Origin of the sequence: Paenibacillus sp. FSL R7-0652, from assembly GCF_038595045.1 — a bacterium.
Lineage (GTDB): Bacteria > Bacillota > Bacilli > Paenibacillales > Paenibacillaceae > Paenibacillus.
Window position 1 is genome coordinate 79,614 of record NZ_CP152001.1, and the last position, 23,950, is coordinate 103,563.

Here is a 23,950-nt window from a genome sequence, read left to right on the forward strand (position 1 = left end):
GCCGTACAATCAAATTATTCCCATGACAGGAGAATCGGTTGAGATGAGCGACAAGGAAGTTATCCTTACACCAGAAGGACTCAAGAAGCTGGAAGAAGAACTGGAAACACTGAAATCAGTGAAGCGCCGCGAAGTGGCTGAGCGGATCAAAGTAGCCATCGGATATGGTGATATCAGTGAAAACTCCGAATACGAAGATGCTAAGAATGAGCAGGCTTTCATTGAGGGACGTATCATTACACTGGAGAAGCTGTTGCGTAATGCGCGAATTATCAACAGCGACGAAATCGATACCGATTCCGTAAGTGTGGGTGCAACCGTAACGGTAGAGGATCTGGAATTTGGCGATATCACGGAATATACGATTGTAGGTACTGCGGAATCCAATCCGCTTCAGAACAAGATTTCCAATGAAAGTCCTGTAGGTAAAGCTATTTTGGGCAAGAAAAAGGGTACAGTGGTTGATGTAAGTGTGCCTGCTGGCGTAATCCAATATAAAATTGTAGATATTAAAAAGCTGTAGTAACGAAGCAGTCAGGTGCGGTAGACAAAAGCTTCCTTAGGGAAGCTTTTTTCAACATTACCGAGAAGCGTTTACTCACGGCTGCAATGTAAATAAGGAGATGAATACAGATCATGACGGATGAAGTCTTGAATCAGGAAACCGAACTTAGCGAGCTGTTACAGATTCGCCGCGACAAATTGGACGAGCTCCGCAGCTTGGGGATCGACCCATTTGGCCAAAAATACGTACGTACCGAAGAAGCCGGCTCCATTCTGAAGAAATATGAAGAACTGACCAAGGAAGAGCTGGAAGAGAAGCACATCGAAGTCAGTATTGCCGGACGGATTATGGCGAAGCGGGGAATGGGTAAAGCAAGCTTTGCACATATTCAGGACCTGAGCGGCCGAATCCAGATCTATGTTCGTCAGGATAGCGTGCCAGAGGATAAGTTTACGGCATTTAGTCTGCTTGATCTTGGGGATATCGTCGGGGTAACCGGTGTTGTGTTCAAAACCAAGACAGGCGAGACTACCATTAAAGTAAAAGACCTGGAAGTGCTGTCGAAGTCACTGTATCCACTTCCAGACAAATATCATGGTCTGACTGATGTTGAACTGCGTTATCGTCAGCGCTATGTAGATCTGATCATGAACCCTGATGTGCAGCAGACCTTCATTATGCGTTCCAAAATCATTCAATCCATGCGTCGTTACCTCGACTCCCATGGCTACCTTGAAGTGGAGACACCAACGCTTCATGCGATCGCAGGTGGTGCCGCGGCTCGTCCGTTCATTACACATCACAATGCGCTTGATATGGAATTGTACATGCGGATTGCGATCGAACTTCACTTGAAACGTTTGATTGTTGGCGGTTTGGAAAAGGTATATGAGATCGGCCGTGTATACCGCAATGAAGGCATGTCTACACGACACAATCCGGAATTTACGATGATTGAGCTGTATGAAGCTTATGCGGATTACAAGGATATCATGGCTCTAACTGAAAACCTGGTAGCTCACATCGCGCAGGAAGTGCTGGGTACACAAGTGATTCAGTATGGAGATCACGAAGTTGATCTAACGCCTCAATGGCGCCGCGTAACGATGGTGGATGCTGTTAAGGAAGTGGTTGGCGTAGACTTCTCCGTTCATATGACGGATGAGGAAGCTCACAGCTTGGCCAAAGAGCACAATGTAAAAGTTGAACCGCATATGACATTTGGCCATATCCTGAACGCTTTCTTCGAAGAGTTTGTTGAAGAGACACTAATTCAGCCAACATTCATTATGGGGCATCCACTTGAAATATCACCGTTAGCGAAGAAAAGCGATGCAGATCCACGCTTTACGGACCGCTTTGAGTTGTTTATCGTTGGGCGTGAGCATGCCAATGCTTTCACTGAGCTGAATGATCCAATTGATCAGCGTCAGCGTTTTGAAGCACAGATGTTGGAAAAAGAGCATGGTAATGACGAGGCTCATGAGATGGATGACGACTTCATCCGTGCACTGGAGTATGGTATGCCGCCAACAGGTGGTTTGGGAATCGGGATTGATCGTCTGATCATGTTGCTCACCAATTCACCATCTATTCGTGACGTACTGCTCTTCCCGCATATGCGTCCACGTACACAAGAGTAAATAAGGAACGTAGTTTTCGTTCATAATAGGAGAGGAACCTGCCACTTGCTTCAAGCTGGGGCAAGTTCCTCTTTGGGTTTACATAGGCAAGTCAAACTATTGTTGTTAGTGCGGGTTACAGCTGCTCAAATTTTTATTTTGGTTAAAAGAGGTGCCCTTCATGAAGTTCAGGCTTCACATCGCCAAGTTTGTATCTCCCCCGTTAATTTTGGTTGGCGGCTTCCTGCTGATTATTTCCTTCGGAACGGTGCTGTTGATGCTGCCGTTTGCCAATCAGAGCGGTACACATCTAGCCTTTATCGACGCTCTTTTTACAGCTACCTCTGCGGCATGTGTGACGGGGTTGGTTGTGGTGGACATAGGGGCAACCTTTAATTTGTTTGGTCAGATTGTCATTATGATTCTCATGCAGCTGGGTGGGCTGGGTTTCATGACCATGGCCACATTGTTTGCACTTGTGCTGGGTAAAAGGCTGTCTCTTAAGGACAGGCTGCTGCTGAAGGAAGCTATTAATGCAGACAGTATGGAGGGAATCGTACGAATTATCCGCAAAGTTCTGATCTTTTCATTTACCATTGAGGGAGTGGCGGCAGTTATTCTGGCGCTGCGCTGGGCAGCCGAGATGCCGTTCATGCAGGCAGTTTACTATGGCATCTTTCATTCGGTATCCTTGTTTAACAACGGGGGATTTGATCTGTTTGGCAACAGCTTTCAATACTATACCGGAGACTGGATTTTTAATGTCACAGCTTCAATTTTGGTGGTGTCGGGCGGACTTGGCTTTGTTGTTCTGAATGACCTGTTCGAATATCGCAAACGTCGGCGGTTATCCTTGCAGTCCAAACTGGTGCTGTCTGTATCAGGTGCGCTGATCGGGATAGGTGCAGTAGTGCTGTTCATTTTTGAATTTACGAACGGTCATACGCTGGGTTCACTGACCTGGAGCGAGAAGATATATGCATCGTTCTTTCAATCTGTCTCTACACGCTCTTCTGGAACGAGTACTATTGATATCACGCAGATGCGGCAGGCAACTCAATTTTTCTTTATCCTGCTTATGTTCATTGGGGCTTCTCCAGGTTCGACAGGTGGGGGAATCAAAACGACCACGTTTCTGATTATGATAGGAGCAGTATATGCCATGATTCGCGGAAACAAGGACATTGTTTTCTTCCGTCAGCGAGTACCGAAAGATCTGCTCATGAGAGCATTGACCATTATTATGGTTTCCCTCAGTATCTTCATGGTTGTGGTGATGCTCCTGCTTACAACAGAGGATGCACCATTCCTTTCACTGATGTTTGAGGCGGCATCGGCTATTGGAACGGTTGGTCTTTCGGTGGGCGTAACCCATGAGATGACCAATTGGGGCAAAATTATTATTACCTTCACCATGTTTGTTGGTCGGATTGGGCCATTAACGATAGCGTATGCGCTTCGTCCACGTAAGGAGAAGAAATTGTATCGCCATCCGGAAGGCCGAATTATTATTGGATAAAACAAAAACGCAGCCATTCAGTATGCACATCCCTTATATGAAAAGTAGGGAGTGACATTGAATGTACTGCGTTTTTTTATGTGTCATGGATGATTGAGGTTCATAGCTTATATGCATAGAGAATTTAGATGTAGTGTGAGAGCTTCGTCCATCAAGTCAGCATTGACCTGATCTGGTCTAAGCACAGCATGAACAGCCAAGCCATCAATAAGGGCATACAGCCGTTCAATCTCGAGTTCCTGATTCAGATCTGGTCTGAAGAGCTTAAGCTCCGTCAGTGTAATGATGGCCATCTCGACAGCGCGTCTAATATCATTATAGACAGCGTCAGCAAGTTCTTTGAATGCTGGATCAGTTTTGGATTTGGCAGTAAAAGCGTACCACACCTCCATTTCAGCCATTTTCTCATCCGTATTAGGCATGAATTCAAGCAGCAATTGCTTCATATTATCCATCGGGTGTCCATCAAAGGACATGCGCTTAATCCGGGACGTAACTCGTTCCGATACAAGATTCATTGCAAATAGCAGCAGCTCCGATTGAGTGGAAAAGTAGTGACGCATAGAACCGACCGAGATTCCGGCTTCTTCGGCGATATTCCGAACGGAGGCCTGCTCCATACCGTTTTTTCGAATTATACGCCATGCGGCTTCGGCCACGAGCACGCGCTGTTTATCATGATCTACAATTTTAGGCATGACTTCATTATATCATTATTGATTATTATAGTACAAACGTGTTAAATTGGATGTAATACAAGTGTATTATATTAAGGGGGGTGCAGTCATGATAGCTTATTTTATTATCGCATGTGAGATTGCTTTCTGGGTTTTTGTTGCGGCAGGGTTGAGCGTACGATATATGCTGGGCCAAAAGCGGTTGGGATGGGCTCTGTTGGCTGCTACACCGATCGTTGATGTCCTTCTGCTAATTGCCACTGTAATCGATCTCCAGCGCGGAGCTGAGGCGAGTATGGTTCATGGCATAGCGGCAATTTACGTAGGAGTAAGTATTGCCTTTGGACATCAGATGATTGCTTGGGCAGACCGTTACTTTCAATACTGGTTCAGAGGGGGAGAGAATCCTAGAAAGAATAAACTGTATGGAAGAGAACATGCCAGGAACGAGCGTATGGGTTGGATTAGGCATCTTTTGGCTTGGAGTATAGGAAGTGCGATACTTTATCTCATCATAATCTGGATCGGTGACGCTGCTCGGACAGAGGTGTTTACAGGTTTGATTCGTGTATGGGGCTTGGTGCTGGGCATCGATTTCTTAATTAGTTTCAGCTACAGCTTGTGGCCAAAAAAGGCGCCTGCTAAAAATATAGGATAATGCTAATAAAGAAGAGGTAGGATATTTACGTATCAGCTAATGCTCAATCTTAGGGTGAAAAAGTCCACTGTGAAGACAGAGGTTTTAAGACGAGATTTAGAATTTCTATGTCAGGGTAAAAAAGACTTGCATTCATATTCTACACATGGTATATTCTAATTCCGGCCAAGAAAACACAGCTTACACAGTGGACAAGCAAATAACATTAAGCTTCGAAAGAAACTTAAAAAAAGAGCTTGCAAAGTCGGTTCGGAAATGATATGATATAAAAGTTACTGAAGCGAAAGAAATTCAGTGATGAAACAAGTTTGATCTTTGAAAACTGAACAACGAGTGAGTAATGATCTTGCTTGCAAGATCAACAATGAGATTTTTAATCTCGTCAGATTCAAAATGAGCTATTCGCTCTTTTCAATACCCCGATGAGTTTCACAGTGTTTAACTACGCTGACGAAATTCATCTTTATTGGAGAGTTTGATCCTGGCTCAGGACGAACGCTGGCGGCATGCCTAATACATGCAAGTCGAGCGGACTTGAAGAGAAGCTTGCTTCTCGGATGGTTAGCGGCGGACGGGTGAGTAACACGTAGGCAACCTGCCCTCAAGCTTGGGACAACTACCGGAAACGGTAGCTAATACCGAATACTTGTTTTCTTCGCCTGAAGGAAACTGGAAAGACGGAGCAATCTGTCACTTGGGGATGGGCCTGCGGCGCATTAGCTAGTTGGTGGGGTAACGGCTCACCAAGGCGACGATGCGTAGCCGACCTGAGAGGGTGATCGGCCACACTGGGACTGAGACACGGCCCAGACTCCTACGGGAGGCAGCAGTAGGGAATCTTCCGCAATGGGCGAAAGCCTGACGGAGCAATGCCGCGTGAGTGATGAAGGTTTTCGGATCGTAAAGCTCTGTTGCCAGGGAAGAACGCTTGGGAGAGTAACTGCTCTCAAGGTGACGGTACCTGAGAAGAAAGCCCCGGCTAACTACGTGCCAGCAGCCGCGGTAATACGTAGGGGGCAAGCGTTGTCCGGAATTATTGGGCGTAAAGCGCGCGCAGGCGGTCATGTAAGTCTGGTGTTTAATCCCGGGGCTCAACCCCGGATCGCACTGGAAACTGCGTGACTTGAGTGCAGAAGAGGAGAGTGGAATTCCACGTGTAGCGGTGAAATGCGTAGAGATGTGGAGGAACACCAGTGGCGAAGGCGACTCTCTGGGCTGTAACTGACGCTGAGGCGCGAAAGCGTGGGGAGCAAACAGGATTAGATACCCTGGTAGTCCACGCCGTAAACGATGAATGCTAGGTGTTAGGGGTTTCGATACCCTTGGTGCCGAAGTTAACACATTAAGCATTCCGCCTGGGGAGTACGGTCGCAAGACTGAAACTCAAAGGAATTGACGGGGACCCGCACAAGCAGTGGAGTATGTGGTTTAATTCGAAGCAACGCGAAGAACCTTACCAGGTCTTGACATCCAACTAACGAGGCAGAGATGCGTTAGGTGCCCTTCGGGGAAAGTTGAGACAGGTGGTGCATGGTTGTCGTCAGCTCGTGTCGTGAGATGTTGGGTTAAGTCCCGCAACGAGCGCAACCCTTGATCTTAGTTGCCAGCACTTCGGGTGGGCACTCTAAGGTGACTGCCGGTGACAAACCGGAGGAAGGTGGGGATGACGTCAAATCATCATGCCCCTTATGACCTGGGCTACACACGTACTACAATGGCCGGTACAACGGGCAGTGAAGCCGCGAGGTGGAACCAATCCTAAAAAGCCGGTCTCAGTTCGGATTGCAGGCTGCAACTCGCCTGCATGAAGTCGGAATTGCTAGTAATCGCGGATCAGCATGCCGCGGTGAATACGTTCCCGGGTCTTGTACACACCGCCCGTCACACCACGAGAGTTTATAACACCCGAAGTCGGTGGGGTAACCGCAAGGAGCCAGCCGCCGAAGGTGGGATAGATGATTGGGGTGAAGTCGTAACAAGGTAGCCGTATCGGAAGGTGCGGCTGGATCACCTCCTTTCTATGGAGAATCGTCTTCTGCAATGAAGACATTCAAATTTAAAATCTAGCCAGGTCGGCTAGTTGCTCACTCGTTGCTCAGTTTTGAGAGCTCAAACTCTCAATCATCTCGTTTTTTCGACGGACACCGATGGTGAACGGCCCGAAGAAACCGATTTGTTCTTTGAAAACTAGATATCGAAACGAAACAAACGCGAATTAGAACATTCCTTTTAGGGATGAATGCTGGCTCGGTTCAAGTAACCGAACAACAATCATCCGAGCTGAACTTGTGTCAACAAGTGAAAGTGTTTTTAAGGTAGATTGCTGGAGCGAGTGATCGAAATGGAGCGACTTTTGGCTTTGAACAAAGTTCAAAACAAGGGGAGCGACAGCTCGAACACGAGCGAACTGGTTAAGCTGCTAAGAGCACACGGAGGATGCCTAGGCGCTAGGAGCCGATGAAGGACGTGGCGAACAACGATACTGCCTCGGGGAGCTGTAAGCAAGCTTTGATCCGGGGATGTCCGAATGGGGAAACCCAGCTGGGGTAATATCCAGTTACTCACAACTGAATACATAGGTTGTGCAGAGGCATACCAGGGGAACTGAAACATCTAAGTACCCTGAGGAAGAGAAAACAATAGTGATTCCGTCAGTAGCGGCGAGCGAACGCGGAGAAGCCCAAACCAAAGAGCTTGCTCTTTGGGGTTGTGGGACGTCTCACATGGAGTTACAAAGGAGTCAGTTAAACGAAGAGGTCTGGAAAGGCCCGCCAAAGAAGGTAAAAGCCCTGTAATTGAAAGTTGATTCTCTCCGAGACGGATCCCGAGTAGTGCGGGGCACGTGAAACCCCGTATGAATCCGGCAGGACCATCTGCCAAGGCTAAATACTTCCTAGCGACCGATAGTGAAGCAGTACCGTGAGGGAAAGGTGAAAAGCACCCCGGAAGGGGAGTGAAATAGAACCTGAAACCGTGTGCTTACAAAAAGTCAGAGCCCTATGTTGCGAACTTGTTCGTCAACAGGGTGATGGCGTGCCTTTTGTAGAATGAACCGGCGAGTTACGTTCCCGTGCAAGGTTAAGGTGAAGAGCCGGAGCCGCAGCGAAAGCGAGTCTGAATAGGGCGACATAGTACGTGGACGTAGACCCGAAACCGGGTGATCTACCCCTGTCCAGGGTGAAGGTGCGGTAACACGCACTGGAGGCCCGAACCCACGCACGTTGAAAAGTGCGGGGATGAGGTGGGGGTAGCGGAGAAATTCCAATCGAACTCGGAGATAGCTGGTTCTCCCCGAAATAGCTTTAGGGCTAGCCTCGGAAAACAGAGTCGTGGAGGTAGAGCACTGATTGGGTGCGGGGCCCGCAAGGGTTACCAAGCTCAGTCAAACTCCGAATGCCATAGACTTACTTCCGGGAGTCAGACAGTGAGTGCTAAGATCCATTGTCAAAAGGGAAACAGCCCAGACCATCAGCTAAGGTCCCCAAGTGTGTGTTAAGTGGGAAAGGATGTGGAGTTGCACAGACAACCAGGATGTTGGCTTAGAAGCAGCCATCATTGAAAGAGTGCGTAATAGCTCACTGGTCGAGTGACTCTGCGCCGAAAATGTAACGGGGCTAAACACACCACCGAAGCTATGGCTTGATGCTTTGCATCAGGGGTAGGGGAGCGTTGTATGTACGTTGAAGGTGTACCGTAAGGAGCGCTGGAGAGCATACAAGTGAGAATGCCGGTATGAGTAACGAAAAGATCAGTGAGAATCTGATCCGCCGAAAGCCTAAGGGTTCCTGAGGAAGGCTCGTCCGCTCAGGGTAAGTCGGGACCTAAGGCGAGGCCGAAAGGCGTAGTCGAAGGACAACAGGTCGAAATTCCTGTACCACCGTAAATCGTTACGAGCGATGGGGGGACGCAGTAGGGTAGTGACGCAGGCTGATGGATGCCTGTCCAAGCAGTAAGGCTGATGTGTAGGCAAATCCGCACATCATAAGGCTGAGCTGTGATGGGGAGTGAAAATTACAGTAGCGAAGGTCATGATCTCACACTGCCAAGAAAAGCCTCTAGCCAGATGAAGGTGCCCGTACCGCAAACCGACACAGGTAGGCGAGAAGAGAATTCTAAGGCGCGCGGAAGAACTCTCGTTAAGGAACTCGGCAAAATGACCCCGTAACTTCGGGAGAAGGGGTGCCCCGGTAGTGTGAATAGCACGAGGGGGCCGCAGTGAAAAGGCCCAAGCGACTGTTTAGCAAAAACACAGGTCTGTGCGAAGCCGTAAGGCGAAGTATACGGGCTGACGCCTGCCCGGTGCTGGAAGGTTAAGGGGAGTGGTTAGGAGCAATCCGAAGCTGTGAACCGAAGCCCCAGTAAACGGCGGCCGTAACTATAACGGTCCTAAGGTAGCGAAATTCCTTGTCAGGTAAATTCTGACCCGCACGAATGGCGTAACGACTTGGGCGCTGTCTCAACGAGAGATCCGGTGAAATTTTAATACCTGTGAAGATGCAGGTTACCCGCGACAAGACGGAAAGACCCCATGGAGCTTTACTGCAGCTTGATATTGAATTTGGGTACGATCTGTACAGGATAGGTGGGAGCCTTTGAAGCATGAGCGCCAGCTTGTGTGGAGGCACCGTTGGGATACCACCCTGATCGTATCTAGGTTCTAACCTGGTGCCCTTAGCGGGTACGGGGACAGTGTCAGGTGGGCAGTTTGACTGGGGCGGTCGCCTCCTAAAGAGTAACGGAGGCGCCCAAAGGTTCCCTCAGAATGGTTGGAAATCATTCGAAGAGTGCAAAGGCATAAGGGAGCTTGACTGCGAGACCTACAAGTCGAGCAGGGACGAAAGTCGGGCTTAGTGATCCGGTGGTACCGCATGGAAGGGCCATCGCTCAACGGATAAAAGCTACCCTGGGGATAACAGGCTTATCTCCCCCAAGAGTCCACATCGACGGGGAGGTTTGGCACCTCGATGTCGGCTCATCGCATCCTGGGGCTGAAGTAGGTCCCAAGGGTTGGGCTGTTCGCCCATTAAAGCGGTACGCGAGCTGGGTTCAGAACGTCGTGAGACAGTTCGGTCCCTATCTGTCGTGGGCGTAGGAAATTTGAGAGGAGCTGTCCTTAGTACGAGAGGACCGGGATGGACGTACCGCTGGTGTACCAGTTGTTCCGCCAGGAGCACCGCTGGGTAGCTATGTACGGACGGGATAAGCGCTGAAAGCATCTAAGCGTGAAGCCCCCCTCAAGATGAGATTTCCCAGTATGTAAGACCCCTTGAAGACGACGAGGTAGATAGGCTGGGGGTGGAAGTGCAGCAATGCATGGAGCTGACCAGTACTAATCGGTCGAGGGCTTATCCAATAGCAAGTTCGAGTCGCGTGAGTTTCGTTTCGAATCTAGTTTTCAGAGAACAATCACTCTGATGAATGGAAGAAGCTATGCTTCGATCCAATCGCGTTTGGTGGCGATGGCGGAGGGGTTCCACACGTACCCATCCCGAACACGACCGTTAAGCCCTCTAGCGCCGATGGTACTTGGACCGCAGGGTCCTGGGAGAGTAGGACGCCGCCAAGCAAAGAACCACTGCCGATGATGTTCGGTGGTGGTTTTTATTTGTGTACTATAATTGATGAACATAAAAGAAGGCATTTTAGGAAAACTTAATTACAAACACATTGAAAGCATGCGTACCGATCAGATGAAAGGGCGCTTTTTTGTTATATACCCGGATTGTGTCCACACAACGCATACAGTTGTATACAAGAGGGAATACACCTGATTGTTTCAAGGAGTTTCCCTTGACATTTCAAATATCGCTTTGCTAAGATGGACAATAATATATTTTCAGAAAACGAATTTTCGGCATAAAATACAGCCTGGAATCTTCGGGTTTTGGTCCGTAAAGCTGAGCAAACATAAGGAGGAACACTTGCGTGTGGGAAGATAAATTTGGTAAAGAAGGCTTCACCTTTGATGATGTATTGCTAGTGCCGCGGAAATCCGAGACACTGCCAAAAGAAGTAGATGTATCTGTTCGTTTGAGCGATAATGTCAAATTGAACATTCCTTTGATCAGCGCAGGGATGGATACTGTTACTGAGGCGACACTGGCGATTGCCATTGCACGTGAAGGCGGTATTGGTATTATTCATAAAAATATGTCGGTTGAACAACAAGCCGAAGAAGTAGATCGAGTTAAGCGCTCGGAGAGTGGTGTTATTACGAATCCTTTCTCATTGACGGCTGAACATCTGGTATCTGATGCTGAAGAGGTTATGGCAAAATACCGGATCTCTGGTGTGCCCATTGTTGAAGGGGACCAAAAGCTCGTAGGAATCCTTACAAATCGTGACTTGCGTTTCATTCATGATTACAGCATTAAGATCAGTGAGGTTATGACTCGTGAGAACCTTGTTACAGCCCCTGTTGGCACAACACTGCAAGAGGCAGAGGGTATTTTGCAGAAGCATAAAATTGAGAAACTTCCATTGGTAGATGAGTCCAACACATTAAAAGGTCTTATTACCATTAAAGATATTGAAAAAGCAATTCAATTCCCTAAAGCTGCTAAGGACGCGCACGGTCGTCTTTTGGTTGGTGCTGCGATAGGTATCTCCAAAGATACATTTGAGCGTGCTGACGCTCTGGTACAAGCTGGGGTTGACTTAATCACTGTAGACTCTGCCCACGGACACCATATTAACATCATCGATGCGGTACGTCAGCTTCGCGAACGTTTCCCTGAGTTAACCATTGTTGCTGGTAACGTTGCTACTGGTGAAGCAACTCGTGATTTAATTGAAGCTGGAGCCTCGGTCGTGAAGGTCGGAATCGGTCCGGGTTCGATCTGTACAACTCGTGTTATTGCAGGAATTGGTGTTCCGCAAGTCACAGCGGTATATGACTGTGCTACTGTAGCACGTGAATACGGTGTGCCGATTATCGCTGACGGTGGTATCAAATACTCAGGTGAGATCACTAAGGCTATCGCTGCTGGTGCTCACGCAGTTATGCTGGGAAGTTTGTTCGCAGGTACGGAGGAAAGCCCAGGTGAATCAGAGATCTATCAAGGACGTCGCTTCAAAGTGTATCGTGGTATGGGTTCCATGAGTGCAATGAAACAAGGTAGTAAAGATCGTTACTTCCAAGACGACGACAAAAAACTGGTGCCTGAAGGTATCGAGGGCCGTGTAGCTTACAAAGGTCCGTTGTCTGATACCATTCATCAGTTGATCGGTGGCCTGCGTTCGGGTATGGGATACTGCGGAACGAGCAATTTGGATCAGCTGCGAAATGATACAAGCTTTATCCGTATTACAGGTGCTGGACTTCGTGAGAGCCACCCGCATGATGTGCAGATTACCAAAGAAGCACCTAACTACTCGTTGTAATCCGAAGAGAGTTAATGATTTCCAGGACAAGCTCGGCGATTTTCGCCGAGCTTGTCTTTTTTTGCGGATACCCCTGTGATAGAATAGAACAAGCGGTTACGGTCCAACGACGGATCTGGGCGTTGCGGCGATTTTTTGACGTGATCCCTAGAAGGTTTGTTGGGTGAACGAAGAAAGCCAGATATGGCTGATCCCGCTGCAGTAAAAGCCGATGTCCAATTACATAAGCATGCGGCAAGATGCGAACGAACTGACAATCGAACTGAACGTTTAAGCAAACAATTTGCTTATTCTAATACAGTGCATATAGCAGAGACATATACACATCTAATATCACAATGACAGGGTTTAAGAAAACGCAGTATAAGCTGCACCGGGGCATCTCATCCAGAAGCTTCGGATCGAAGGGAGTATTCATCATTGAAAGCCAAACACATGAATAAGAAGAAACGTCATATCCTCAAAAAGAGCGCAGCCTCGGTTATGCTCCTTAACATGCTTTGCATGTCTGCAGTAATGCCCGTAATGGCGGCGGCGGACAACTCCAGTCAGGTTTTGACAGCAGCCGCAGCAGCAAAATCCACAGCAAAAGCGGTGAAAATTCCAGCGGCTGACTCGCTTGGGCTTGATGTAGAATCAGCAGTGCTGATGGAAGCCTCCACAGGTCAAGTCTTGTTGTCAGTTGATGCAGATAAGGCAAAGCCTCCAGCAAGCATGACCAAGATGATGACAGAGTACATCGTTGCTGAGCAGGTTAAACAAGGGAAGTTTGGCTGGGATACTGTAGTTGAGGTTAGTAAGAACGCAGCTAAGAGTATCGGCTCACGTATTTTCCTCGCTGAAGGTGACAAACACACGGTGAAGGATCTGTATATCGCTATGGCTGTTGGATCAGCAAACGATGCTACGGTGGCATTGGCTGAGTATGTTGCGGGTTCGGAAGCAGAATTCGTGAAAATGATGAATGAAGAAGCGAAACGGATGGGCATGAAGGATACCCACTTCATTAACTCTACAGGTCTGGATCGTGCAGATATGCCAGCGGAGTTCCGTCCGGCAGAAGACAAGGAAACGGTGATGTCCGCTTTGGATGCTGCTATTCTGTGCAGATACATTGTCAAGGATCATCCGGACTACAAAGATTTTACGACGATTCAATCTTACAAGTTCCGTCCTAATGACAAGGCACCAATCATCAACTATAACTGGATGCTGGAAGCGAATAAAAATATAACCAACTTCAAAAGCTACGCATATGAAGGTCTGGATGGGATGAAAACAGGCCACACAAGCAATGCGGGCAATAACTTTACGGGTACAGCTGAGCGTAACGGCATGCGTTTGATCAGTGTAGTTATGGGTACAGACTCCGAATCTGCACGTTTTAGAGAGACCAAAAAGGTGTTGGACTACGGCTTTGATCATTTTGAAGTAAAACAGGCTGTTGCAGGCAAAACCAAAGTCACAGGCTGGGAAACGGTACCGTTGAAAAAAGGGAAAGAGACGACAGTTCCTGTCGTAACCGATAATGCAGTGAGCTTTGTTGTACCCAAAGGCACTCAAAACCTGGATGTAACATTCAAAGCAAGTGTAACCGAAGCAGACAAGCTGGTTGCCCCAATCAAGGCGGGTACTAAGGTAGGCACGGTAACGTACACTTACAAGGCAGAGGGAATGGAGCCCCAGGAAAAAACGGTAAATCTGATTACAGCTGAAGAGGCCGAAAAGGGCGGTTGGTTCCGTCTCTTCTTCCGTGCAATTAAAGATTTCTTCATTGATCTGTTCGACGGAATTAAAAACTTGTTTTAACCGAGAATGGTCATATTGAAACAAAAAGCTCCCCTTCAGCAGGGGCTTGGGCAGTTAATTGTTCATAAAATACAAACTAATACTGCATGAGTGGATTGTATATTTACAATTTTTCCGGTAAAATATCAAGTTAGAATTCTACGTATTAGAGCATAAAAGTATACCATTCTTTCATCTGAATAAAAGCAGTATTACGCTTGTTGAAAATGAGAGAAAACACATACACTACGGGGGGCTTGGAATATGGAAACGGGAACATCACGCGTTAAAAGAGGTATGGCTGAAATGCAAAAAGGCGGCGTAATCATGGACGTCATGAACGCTGAGCAGGCTAAAATTGCGGAAGCAGCAGGTGCAACAGCAGTAATGGCACTTGAGCGTGTTCCTTCCGATATTCGTGCAGCAGGTGGGGTCGCACGTATGGCTGATCCAACTATTGTTGAGGAAGTAATGAAGGTTGTAACAATTCCTGTTATGGCAAAAGCGCGTATTGGTCACTATGTAGAGGCTAAAGTGCTTGAGTCACTGGGTGTCGATTACCTGGATGAGAGTGAAGTACTGACTCCTGCGGATGAAGTATTCCATATTGATAAACATGAGTTCACTGTACCGTTTGTATGTGGAGCAAAAGACCTGGGTGAAGCTCTTCGCCGGATCGGTGAAGGTGCATCTATGATTCGTACAAAAGGCGAGCCGGGAACAGGCAACATTGTTGAAGCAGTACGCCATATGCGTTTCATCAACAGCCAGATTCGTAAAGTAACCAATATGTCGAAGGACGAGCTGTATGCAGAAGCAAAGAACCTTGGTGTTGCATACGAGCTTTTGCTTGATGTACATGAGAACGGAAAACTGCCAGTAGTTAACTTTGCAGCGGGCGGCGTAGCAACTCCGGCAGATGCAGCGCTTATGATGCACCTTGGGGCAGATGGCGTGTTCGTAGGTTCCGGTATTTTCAAGTCAGACAGCCCGGAGAAGTTTGCTCGTGCGATTGTGGAAGCAACAACTCACTACACAGATTATAAATTGATTGCCGAGGTCTCCAAAAATCTGGGAGCACCAATGAAAGGTATCGAAATTTCCAAACTTGCACCTTCCGAGCGTATGCAGGATCGCGGCTGGTAAGAGAAGGGGAATAATAGATGAAGATTGGCGTTCTGGCACTGCAGGGTGCTGTTACAGAGCATATAAAGAGCGTGGAGCGTGCTGGAGCTGAAGGTATAGCCATCAAGCAGGTTGAGCAGTTAGAGCATCTGGATGGTCTGATCCTGCCGGGTGGAGAGAGTACAACGATTGGCAAGCTGATGCGCAAGTATGGATTTTTGGAAGCCATTCGTGCATTTGCGGCTGAGGGGAAGCCCGTGTTCGGTACCTGTGCAGGTCTGATTGTTATGGCGAAGTGCATTCAGGGTCAGGAAGAAGCTCATCTGGAGCTTATGGATATGACCGTATCCCGTAATGCATTTGGAAGACAGAGAGAAAGTTTTGAGACAGACCTGCCTGTCAAAGGCATTGATGAAACCGTACGAGCTGTATTCATACGAGCTCCATTGATTGAGAGTGTTGGCGACCAGGTCGAGGTTCTGTCAACTTACAAAGATGAGATTGTTACAGCACGTCAGGGACATTTACTGGCTTGCTCTTACCATCCAGAGTTAACGGATGACTATCGTCTGCATGCTTACTTTGTAGATATGGCCAAAGCATATAAGCAATCGTAAGTAGTAAATAAAGTATGATGTACAACCTATGATCTCCCGGTCATCGGATCACTCCCCAGCTGTCTGTCCTAGGCTGCTGTGGCAGCTGCATCTGAACGGATGCCTCATGTTGCTTGTAACTGCTGCATAGCGGGAATTGCGGCAGAGGGCAGACCTGGGGACATAGGTTGTTTTTTCGGTTATCGGTATGGAGTAGGTTATAATAGGTGAATCGTTCATTTTAGTAAAAGTTTCGAGTTCGGGACTGACAAGAAGCCCGATATTCTATATTGCAGGTTTATTAGGAGGGGTACGAAGTGCTTGATGTTAAAATATTGCGGAATGAATATGCACGAGTAGAAGAAGCATTGAATAACCGCGGCAAATCGCTCGATCTGATTGCTGGATTTACCGAGTTGGATGCCAAGCGCCGGGAGCTGCTTCAGGAGAGTGAAAATCTGAAGAGCCGCCGCAACACGGTGTCCGCAGAGGTAGCCCGGTTGAAGAAGAATCGCGAGAACGCAGATGATCTTATTGTTGAAATGCGTGAGGTATCAGATCGCATCAAAGCGATGGATGAAGAAGTACGTGAGCTTGAGGTTAAAATTAATGATCTAACGATGGCGATTCCTAACATCCCTAATGAGAGTGTACCTGTAGGTACATCCGAAGAGGACAACGTTGAGATTCGTCGCTGGGAAGAACCCAAATCATTCTCCTTCACGCCAAAAGCACACTGGGAGATTGCACAGGAGCTGGATATCCTGGATTTCGAAGCGGCAGCCAAAGTAACCGGTTCCCGTTTTACCTTTTACAAAGGGCTTGGAGCGCGTCTGGAGCGTGCACTGATCAACTTCATGATGGACCTGCATAGTGATCAGCACGGATATGAAGAGATTTTGCCTCCATATATTGTGAATCGGGACAGCTTGTTTGGAACAGGACAGCTGCCGAAGTTTGAAGAGGATTTGTTCAAACTTAGAGATACCGAGTACTATCTGATTCCAACAGCAGAAGTTCCGGTAACGAACTATCACCGTGAAGAGATTTTGAATGTAGATGATCTGCCAAAACATTTTGTGGCTTACAGCTCATGTTTCCGTTCTGAAGCTGGCTCGGCTGGACGGGATACTCGCGGCTTGATTCGTCAGCATCAGTTCAACAAGGTAGAGCTGCTTAAATTGTCTACACCGGAGACATCATATGATGAGCTGGAGAAAATGACACAGAATGCAGAGCGCGTACTACAGCTGCTGGGACTGCCTTACCGCGTGTTGACGCTCTGTACAGCAGATATGGGCTTCACTTCTGCCAAAACGTACGATATCGAGGTATGGCTCCCAGAAAGCAGCACATATCGCGAGATTTCATCCTGCTCCAACTGTGAAGACTTCCAGGCACGTCGCGCCAATATTCGTTTCCGCAGAGAGCCTAAGGCAAAACCTGAATTCGTGCACACGCTGAACGGTTCAGGACTGGCTGTAGGACGTACGGTAGCAGCTATTCTGGAGAACTATCAGCAGGAAGATGGCACGGTAATTATTCCGGAAGCGCTGCGTCCTTACATGGGCGGGATTGAACTCATCGCTCGTCGGGGATAACAGCAGTGATCGTATAGTATGCTGAGATCATCATTTGAATCCGTCTGTCATTGTCAGGAGATAGGCGGAACAAATGATGTATTAAGGTGATGGTAGAAAGAGGAATCATCCCTCATAAAAAATAAAGTAAAAAAGCTTGCATACGTTTATGAATCTATGGTATGATAATTTTCGTGGCAAGTTTATAAAATGAATATTTGGAGAGGTACCGAAGCGGTCATAACGGGGCGGTCTTGAAAACCGTTAGGGTGCAAGCCCACGTGGGTTCGAATCCCACCCTCTCCGCCATACTACACTTATAATAAGGATTCGAGTGACTTAGCTCGGGTCCTTTTTTGATTTCTTTTACAGCAAAAGAGTGAAGACTCGGCTGCATAAAAACGGCTTCATCTCCGCAGGTTATAGAAGTGGAGGTGGTTAAAATGAACCGCGAGTTAAACATCAATCAGAACGAACTTGTAGGCGCATGGCAGGATCGTTTACCCCAAGTCTTGAATGTGGGTGATCAGGCACAGGTCATGGCTGATGAGGCTGATGAACAGGCCCTTCGGATACACATTGCGACGGCAGGGCACGATATGTACTCCTTTGATTTTAAATGCCAATATGTGGACTCCCGTGAGGTGAGTGTTGAACTGGTAGACGTAGAACGGGACGGGCGGACGACAGATGAGCGTACAGAACCGATTCAGGAACTGGCGCATGACTACACCAGGCACATTCACGAATGTGCCCAGTCCCTGCAATCGATTACGAAACCTTGAATCAAGCTGAAGGAGTGGACTGGAATGACTAAAACTAAATCAGGTGTTGATAAAAACCTGCAAAATGTTATTGAAGATCTTGAACAGACTGGAGTTAACAGTCATCATGCGCAGCAAATACAGCAAGATTCCAATGATCGACGCCATCAGGATGCATTAAATCATGATAAAACAGAAGATAGAAACCCATCCCATTCCTAACCTAAGATGAGGAGGTGCATTTATGAGTAAACCGAAATCCATTCCTGTACCGGAAGCTCAGGATAATCGTCAGCATCGTCAATCTTCCAAGCATTCATCCATGCAGGAGCCACTGTCCGGTTCCAAAAAGGTGAAAAATCAAAACCATGTGGATCATTTGAATCCAGAAGGATAACCAGCCCATATTACTGCCTAATACAAGCAGCAAACCATACCGAACGAAATCTTTTTGAAAGTCCCTTGTTACCTAACAGGGGGCTTTTGCGTATTCATACATATGTAAAGACTAGCAGTCAGATGATCCGGAGCTCTGACATAGGTCTTTCTAGCCATTTTAAAGAGAAAAAATCACAATTTTCCCAAATGAGGTTTCAGTATTTTCCGATATGGTATATCATTGGTATTGAATTATTTTTTTGGGGTTATCACGAGAGGAGAGAAACAAATGACTAAACGCATGGGGGCGCTTCTTCTTACGTTGTTGTTAACCGTATCTTTGGCTTTAACAGCATGTGGAAGCAAGCAGGAACCAAAAGAGGCATTGAAGACGGCTGCAGCCAATGCTTCCAAATTAACGTCGTATGAACTGAATTCCAACTTTACTATTAATGAATTGAGCTATAAACCTGGTGATGCTTCTCAGACTGATCCAAGCATGACGCAGTTTATGAGCATGCTGAAGGATGCACAGCTGAATGTTACGGGTGTATATCAAAGTGAGCCAATGCAGACAGAGATGACCGTTGGTATCGAGCTTAAAGGCGATATGGGCATGACGTTCAATATTCCTATGGTGATGACCAAAGAGAAGTTGTATGTCAAAGTACCGAATATTCCATTCCTGCCGATTCCAGAGAATATCGTTAATAAATTTATTGAATTTGATCTGAAAAAGCTGGCAGAGCAGGAAGGTACCGAGTTCAATCCTGATGCAATGGATGCTGCCAAAACACAAAAGCTGAGCAACGAAATTATGGATGCTGTGCTGGGTGAGTACGATCAACAGAAGTTTTTCAAAAACCTGGATACCAAAGATGCAAAGCTGCCTGAAGGTGTAGATGCTAAGCAGGTAGTACAATTCTCAGTAAACAATGACAATGTGAAAGAAGCTGTTACTGTTCTGGTAACCAAAGCGCTGCCTAAAGTAATGGATATTGTCTCCAAAGAAGAATATCGGGATATGCTGCAGCTGAGCCAAGCAGACATCGATAAAGCTAAAGAAGATTTGAAAATCACTGAAGCAGATCAGGCTGAAATGGCTAAAGATCTGGATAAGTTGAAAAATGTACTGACAATTAACACGTTTAACATCGACTTTGCTTTGGACAAAAATGACTTCCCGGTATATCAAAAAATGGTCGCTGACATGCTGATCAAACCGGAAGATACAAAAGATGAAGTGAAATTGGCATTTACCGGTTCTAACACGTATACCAAAATTAATGAAAAGCCAGCATTCAAGATCAATATCCCAACTGGCGATGATGTAATTACAATGGAAGAGTTCGAGAAAATGATGAATTCTTCCTACGGTGGATATTAAGATCTGAAACCCAGTGAAACCGTCTGTTATTCAAGCGGAGGAGGAACTTCTCCCGTCTGGATACAGGCGGTTTTTTCTATTAAAAAACCGCACAGTCCTTTTTACAAGACAGTGCGGTTACGGGTATGTAGAAAACTAACAGCCAAAGCCTATACCAGCTAGCGCTGCAGTTCATTCTCCAAATCCTCCGCAAGCACAGCGTAGATTTGATGATCTTGATAGATGCCGTTAATTTTCAGGTATTTACGAGCGATACCCTCCGGCCGGAATCCATTTTTCTCAAGTACCCGACGAGAGCCTTTATTCGAAGGAAGAACAGCTGCCTGTACCCGATTCAACCTCAGGGCACGAAAGCCGTATGCCACAGCCAGTTTAACTGCGGCCGTCATACGCCCGCCTCCTTGATAGTCAGGATGGATAAAATAACCCATATCTGCGTAGTTGGCGACGCCGAGTACAACATTGTTCAGACTGACTTGCCCAATGAGCAGGTCATCTTTAATCGTGAAAATACCAAATTGATAACCTGTGCCTTCATCAGCGGCTCTAACTCGATCTTTGATTCGCTGAGTCTGTGCCTCGAAGGTATAAAAATCATCTTCCCGGACGGGTTCAACAGGCTGATATGGGATACGGGTAAGCTGAATGAGTTCAAGATAGGCCTGCGCATCCTGGACAGTAAGCAGACGAAGACTTATACCATGTGCAGTATCATATAGTGTTAGTGGCATTGCAGCAAACATCCTTTCTTCCATTGCTTTTTAATTACGTGTTGAGTGAATTACTTTTTTCGCAATCGTCTAAAAAATTGGGTGAGCATCGTAGAACACTCGGGTTGAAGAATATCCGGAATGACTTCGGTGCGATGGTTGAAACGCGGTTCCTGAAGCAGATTCATTAATGTGCCTGCACAGCCAGCCTTAGGGTCAGCCGTGCCAAAGATGACACGTGGGACCCTCGATTGCACTATGGCGCCAGCACACATCGGACAAGGTTCGAGCGTAACGTACAGAGAACAGTCCAGCAAACGCCAAGCTCCAATGACTCCGCTGGCTTCACGAATGGCCACCATTTCAGCGTGAGCAGTAGAATCCAGTGTGGTTTCCCGCAGGTTATACCCACGGCCGATAATTTCGTTGTTACGCACAATGACAGCGCCAATGGGCACCTCACCAAGTGCCTCTGCCTTCTGTGCTTCTGCAATAGCCTGCCTCATCCAATGTTCATGCAGAGCCTCCTCGTTCATTTCATTGAGATCTTCTGGCTGGGAAATATAATCATTCATGGGTGTGAAACTCCTTCCATTCGTGTTTGTTCAGCGAACAGATATTCGGGTTGTTAACATGTTGTGTATAGAACTGTGGATAAAAAGGCATTTGCACACATAGTTATAAACATAATATCCACAAGCCTGTGGATATGTGCACAAACAGAGTGATTAATTTTATAGCATATGTTGAAAATCAAAAATACAACAAAATTCGATTCATTTCAGCTTGGGCGGTAACTTTTGGACAAAGGGCGATAATCCTTTTCAAATAGTGATACAAGCGTTATGATGGGTATAGGTTTTGCCATATATCGCCAGAGGGTATAAGCCGAGAGGTGAACAAAAAATTTGTCTATTAAAACGAAATTATCCATGATTATGTCGTGCTCGGTGCTCGTTATTTTGGTATTAAATATCGCACTGAGTTATTATACTACAGAAGAGAATCTCAGGCAGGATAGCGAGAACAAGATGGTGCTTACGGCGAAGCAAATTGCTATCTCTGTCGAACAAAATCAATATAGTTCAGATTATGTCAAAAGGCAGATTGGAAGCAATCTATGGCTTGCTTCCATTATGGCGGCTGAGGAATTGGATCCAGACATCCGCAATATTACCAATGAAGAGCTTGTGCGTTTAAGTAAAAAAGTAGGTGTATCTCATATTTCACTCATGGAGCAGACCGATGATGATATCGTTGTCAGCCGTTCATCTGATCCAAGAGAGATTGGTCTGTCTACGAAATCAATGACATATTGGTATCAGGCATTCAAGCAGTTATTTGAGAAGCAGCAGGTGACAATTCCCCAAGGACAGAAACTGGATCACTTCTGGTCTGACGGATTTGAATATTCAACGTCCAGTCCTACAGATATTGATATCTGGGGGTATTATCATGATGGAAAGAGAAACTACATAATCAATCCCTTCTATAATAATACTGAAGTTGATGACTATGTGAAAATCTCGAGCCCGGATGAAATATTAACGAAAATCCGTGAAGTCAATCCTTCCATACTGGAGATTACAGGCATCAATCCGTTAACTTTTGGTAACCCGGATATGCGTGACGACGGAAGAGATACAAACTTTAGTAAGCTGAACAACAGACCGATCCGATTCGGTACGTATCAGTACGGTTCGGTGGATGAAGATCATCGTGCTGTAGTGCGTGCAGTCCGCACAGGCCAGAATGTGTCGTTTGTGAGCGAAACACATGATCAGAAGGTTTTGAAGAGCTTCATTCCGATTTTCACACCTAATGAGTCTTCTTACGTGATCAGTATTGTCATGGACTACAAACAAATATCCTCAATGGTATCCGAGCAGTTGGTCAGCCATGCTTCAATATCTCTGGTGCTGCTGGAGATAGTGATCTTCGGAAGTTACCTGCTCGCTGGTTACATTACACGTCCAATCCAGTCCATTTTGGGCAAAGTGAATGATGTGGCAGATGGGCATTTTGATTTCCGTTTGAAAATTAAACGCAAGGATGAACTGGGGCAGCTCGCTAACCGGATTAATGCGATGATCCGCAATCTGGGCCACTATACAAGCCGGCTGAAACAGATGTATGAAGAAAATCGGGCGGTTAAGGAGCATTTGGAGTCCATCATTAATCAAACTGCAGATGCGATTCATATAACAGATCTTGAAGGAAAAGTGCTGCGGGTTAACCGCGCATTTGAGCAGCTGTATGGGTTTCGCAGTCGAGAGGTGGAAGGGCGTTTACTGAAGATTATTCCGCCTGAGGCAGAAGAAGAAATGAAACGGCAGCATGCACAGCTTATTGAAGGGATGTCGATTACGTCCAATGAAACGATCTGGATGAAAAAAGATGGGACCCGGGTAGAAGTCAGTGTAAGCACGGCACCTGTGCGGGACGAGGCTGGTGAGATTACAGCGCTAATCAGTGTATCCAGGGACATTACAAGCCGGAATCGGATGGAAGAGCTGTTAAGACGGTCAGAGAAGCTGACGACAGTAGGCCAGCTTGCTGCTGGCGTAGCTCATGAAATACGCAATCCGCTTACGACACTGCGTGGTTTCCTGCAGCTTCAGCAGCAGAGCAATAAGCTGAACCACCGTCATCTGGATCTGATGTTATCTGAGCTTGACCGGATTAACCTGATTGTCGGTGAGTTTTTGATTCTGGCAAAGCCTCAGGCGGTTCATTTCCAGGAACGGGATATCCGGTTCATTCTTGGAGATGTCATCTCACTCCTGGATAGTCAGGCCCATCTGCACGGGGTGGAGTTTGTGCTGCAAGCCTCATCAGAGTCGGCTATGGTACACTGTGAAGAGAATCAGTTGAAGCAGGTGTTTATCAATGTGCTGAAGAATGGTATGGAAGCTATGCCAAACGGAGGAAGCATCCATATCAAACTGAAGGTTGATGAATCAGCCAAACGGGTTAGAATTGAAATCAGGGATGAAGGTATCGGTATTCCTGAAGAAATGATGTCGAAGCTTGGGGAGCCGTTCTTCACCAATAAAGAGTCCGGCACAGGACTGGGTCTCATGGTAAGTCAGCGAATTATTCAATCCCATAAGGGCATGATGGATATTAAGAGCGTGATGAACAGAGGAACGACGGTTATTATTGAACTGCCGGCTTCTGAACTGCAGACACAGTTACAGGAGGCAGATCAACCAGCGGAACAACAACCAGATGAAGAGAACTAGATGAGGTGAGATG

General features: G+C 46.8%; 17 protein-coding genes, 1 tRNA gene and 3 rRNA genes. 18 read left to right on the forward strand and 3 right to left on the reverse strand.

Annotated features, from left to right (window positions below):
- Positions 1 to 43 precede the first annotated feature (43 nt).
- From greA to MKY97_RS00380, 3 genes are all read left to right on the forward strand, one after another.
- Positions 44 to 523, forward strand: coding sequence for a transcription elongation factor GreA (greA, locus tag MKY97_RS00370; protein WP_090924651.1), 480 nt, complete (start codon positions 44 to 46; stop codon positions 521 to 523).
- Positions 524 to 636: 113 nt separating this feature from the next.
- A complete protein-coding gene (gene lysS, locus MKY97_RS00375) occupies positions 637 to 2,148 on the forward strand; it encodes a lysine--tRNA ligase (protein WP_342553630.1) in 1,512 nt (503 codons plus the stop codon).
- Between the two features lie 160 nt (positions 2,149 to 2,308).
- Positions 2,309 to 3,646: a TrkH family potassium uptake protein gene (locus MKY97_RS00380; RefSeq protein WP_342553631.1), complete on the forward strand. Its 1,338-nt coding sequence runs from the start codon at positions 2,309 to 2,311 to the stop codon at positions 3,644 to 3,646.
- Between the two features lie 107 nt (positions 3,647 to 3,753).
- Here MKY97_RS00380 and MKY97_RS00385 read toward each other — a convergent pair whose 3' ends face one another.
- On the reverse strand, positions 3,754 to 4,344 hold the full coding sequence (locus MKY97_RS00385; RefSeq protein ID WP_342553632.1) for a TetR/AcrR family transcriptional regulator: 591 nt from the start codon (positions 4,342 to 4,344) through the stop codon (positions 3,754 to 3,756).
- 88 nt (positions 4,345 to 4,432) lie between these two features.
- On the opposite strand from MKY97_RS00385, the gene MKY97_RS00390 reads away from it, so the two are divergent.
- The 14 genes from MKY97_RS00390 (at position 4,433) to MKY97_RS00455 (ending at position 19,982) form a co-directional block, all read left to right on the forward strand.
- Entirely contained in the window at positions 4,433 to 4,981 is a 549-nt protein-coding gene (locus MKY97_RS00390) for a hypothetical protein (RefSeq protein WP_342553633.1), read from the forward strand.
- Between the two features lie 463 nt (positions 4,982 to 5,444).
- Positions 5,445 to 6,999, forward strand: a 16S ribosomal RNA gene (locus tag MKY97_RS00395).
- Positions 7,000 to 7,390: 391 nt separating this feature from the next.
- Positions 7,391 to 10,334 (forward strand): 23S ribosomal RNA (locus MKY97_RS00400).
- A gap of 96 nt (positions 10,335 to 10,430) precedes the next feature.
- Positions 10,431 to 10,547, forward strand: a 5S ribosomal RNA gene (gene rrf, locus MKY97_RS00405).
- Together the 16S, 23S and 5S rRNA genes form the textbook arrangement of a ribosomal RNA operon.
- A 359-nt stretch (positions 10,548 to 10,906) precedes the next feature.
- Complete coding sequence (gene guaB, locus MKY97_RS00410; RefSeq protein ID WP_342553634.1) at positions 10,907 to 12,364, forward strand: IMP dehydrogenase; 1,458 nt, start codon at positions 10,907 to 10,909, stop codon at positions 12,362 to 12,364.
- Positions 12,365 to 12,784: 420 nt separating this feature from the next.
- A complete protein-coding gene (locus tag MKY97_RS00415) occupies positions 12,785 to 14,173 on the forward strand; it encodes a D-alanyl-D-alanine carboxypeptidase family protein (protein WP_342553635.1) in 1,389 nt (462 codons plus the stop codon).
- Between the two features lie 243 nt (positions 14,174 to 14,416).
- Complete coding sequence (gene pdxS, locus MKY97_RS00420) at positions 14,417 to 15,298, forward strand: pyridoxal 5'-phosphate synthase lyase subunit PdxS (RefSeq protein ID WP_062329598.1); 882 nt, start codon at positions 14,417 to 14,419, stop codon at positions 15,296 to 15,298.
- Positions 15,299 to 15,315: 17 nt separating this feature from the next.
- Positions 15,316 to 15,894 carry a pyridoxal 5'-phosphate synthase glutaminase subunit PdxT gene (gene pdxT, locus MKY97_RS00425; RefSeq protein WP_342553636.1) on the forward strand — a complete coding sequence of 193 codons (579 nt, stop codon included), beginning with the start codon at positions 15,316 to 15,318 and terminating at the stop codon, positions 15,892 to 15,894.
- 296 nt (positions 15,895 to 16,190) lie between these two features.
- Positions 16,191 to 17,474: a serine--tRNA ligase gene (gene serS, locus MKY97_RS00430; RefSeq protein ID WP_342553637.1), complete on the forward strand. Its 1,284-nt coding sequence runs from the start codon at positions 16,191 to 16,193 to the stop codon at positions 17,472 to 17,474.
- 199 nt (positions 17,475 to 17,673) lie between these two features.
- Positions 17,674 to 17,762 (forward strand) — tRNA-Ser (locus tag MKY97_RS00435).
- A 134-nt stretch (positions 17,763 to 17,896) separates the two neighbouring features.
- Positions 17,897 to 18,238 carry a hypothetical protein gene (locus MKY97_RS00440; protein ID WP_342553638.1) on the forward strand — a complete coding sequence of 114 codons (342 nt, stop codon included), beginning with the start codon at positions 17,897 to 17,899 and terminating at the stop codon, positions 18,236 to 18,238.
- A 24-nt stretch (positions 18,239 to 18,262) separates the two neighbouring features.
- Complete coding sequence (locus MKY97_RS00445) at positions 18,263 to 18,439, forward strand: hypothetical protein (protein WP_342553639.1); 177 nt, start codon at positions 18,263 to 18,265, stop codon at positions 18,437 to 18,439.
- A gap of 22 nt (positions 18,440 to 18,461) precedes the next feature.
- A complete protein-coding gene (locus MKY97_RS00450) occupies positions 18,462 to 18,614 on the forward strand; it encodes a small acid-soluble spore protein P (RefSeq protein WP_342553640.1) in 153 nt (50 codons plus the stop codon).
- A 270-nt stretch (positions 18,615 to 18,884) separates the two neighbouring features.
- The gene (locus tag MKY97_RS00455; RefSeq protein WP_342553641.1) at positions 18,885 to 19,982 is read left to right on the forward strand and encodes a hypothetical protein; all 1,098 of its coding nucleotides are present in this window, start codon (positions 18,885 to 18,887) and stop codon (positions 19,980 to 19,982) included.
- Between the two features lie 158 nt (positions 19,983 to 20,140).
- Here MKY97_RS00455 and MKY97_RS00460 read toward each other — a convergent pair whose 3' ends face one another.
- Entirely contained in the window at positions 20,141 to 20,713 is a 573-nt protein-coding gene (locus MKY97_RS00460) for a GNAT family protein (protein WP_342553642.1), read from the reverse strand.
- A 50-nt stretch (positions 20,714 to 20,763) separates the two neighbouring features.
- Entirely contained in the window at positions 20,764 to 21,228 is a 465-nt protein-coding gene (gene tadA / locus MKY97_RS00465; RefSeq protein ID WP_342556188.1) for a tRNA adenosine(34) deaminase TadA, read from the reverse strand.
- Positions 21,229 to 21,600: 372 nt separating this feature from the next.
- Between tadA and MKY97_RS00470 the strand changes: the two genes are divergently transcribed.
- Positions 21,601 to 23,937, forward strand: a complete 2,337-nt coding sequence (locus MKY97_RS00470; protein ID WP_342553643.1) for an ATP-binding protein — start codon at positions 21,601 to 21,603, stop codon at positions 23,935 to 23,937.
- Positions 23,938 to 23,950 lie beyond the last annotated feature (13 nt).

Coding starts and splice junctions, on each gene's coding strand:
- greA (WP_090924651.1), top strand. CDS start 44: ATGAGCGACAAGGAAGTTATCCTTACACCAGAAGGACTCAAGAAGCTG.
- lysS (WP_342553630.1), top strand. CDS start 637: ATGACGGATGAAGTCTTGAATCAGGAAACCGAACTTAGCGAGCTGTTA.
- MKY97_RS00380 (WP_342553631.1), top strand. CDS start 2,309: ATGAAGTTCAGGCTTCACATCGCCAAGTTTGTATCTCCCCCGTTAATT.
- MKY97_RS00385 (WP_342553632.1), bottom strand. CDS start 4,344: ATGCCTAAAATTGTAGATCATGATAAACAGCGCGTGCTCGTGGCCGAA.
- MKY97_RS00390 (WP_342553633.1), top strand. CDS start 4,433: ATGATAGCTTATTTTATTATCGCATGTGAGATTGCTTTCTGGGTTTTT.
- pdxS (WP_062329598.1), top strand. CDS start 14,417: ATGGAAACGGGAACATCACGCGTTAAAAGAGGTATGGCTGAAATGCAA.
- pdxT (WP_342553636.1), top strand. CDS start 15,316: ATGAAGATTGGCGTTCTGGCACTGCAGGGTGCTGTTACAGAGCATATA.
- MKY97_RS00440 (WP_342553638.1), top strand. CDS start 17,897: ATGAACCGCGAGTTAAACATCAATCAGAACGAACTTGTAGGCGCATGG.
- MKY97_RS00445 (WP_342553639.1), top strand. CDS start 18,263: ATGACTAAAACTAAATCAGGTGTTGATAAAAACCTGCAAAATGTTATT.
- MKY97_RS00450 (WP_342553640.1), top strand. CDS start 18,462: ATGAGTAAACCGAAATCCATTCCTGTACCGGAAGCTCAGGATAATCGT.
- MKY97_RS00455 (WP_342553641.1), top strand. CDS start 18,885: ATGACTAAACGCATGGGGGCGCTTCTTCTTACGTTGTTGTTAACCGTA.
- MKY97_RS00460 (WP_342553642.1), bottom strand. CDS start 20,713: ATGCCACTAACACTATATGATACTGCACATGGTATAAGTCTTCGTCTG.
- tadA (WP_342556188.1), bottom strand. CDS start 21,228: ATGAACGAGGAGGCTCTGCATGAACATTGGATGAGGCAGGCTATTGCA.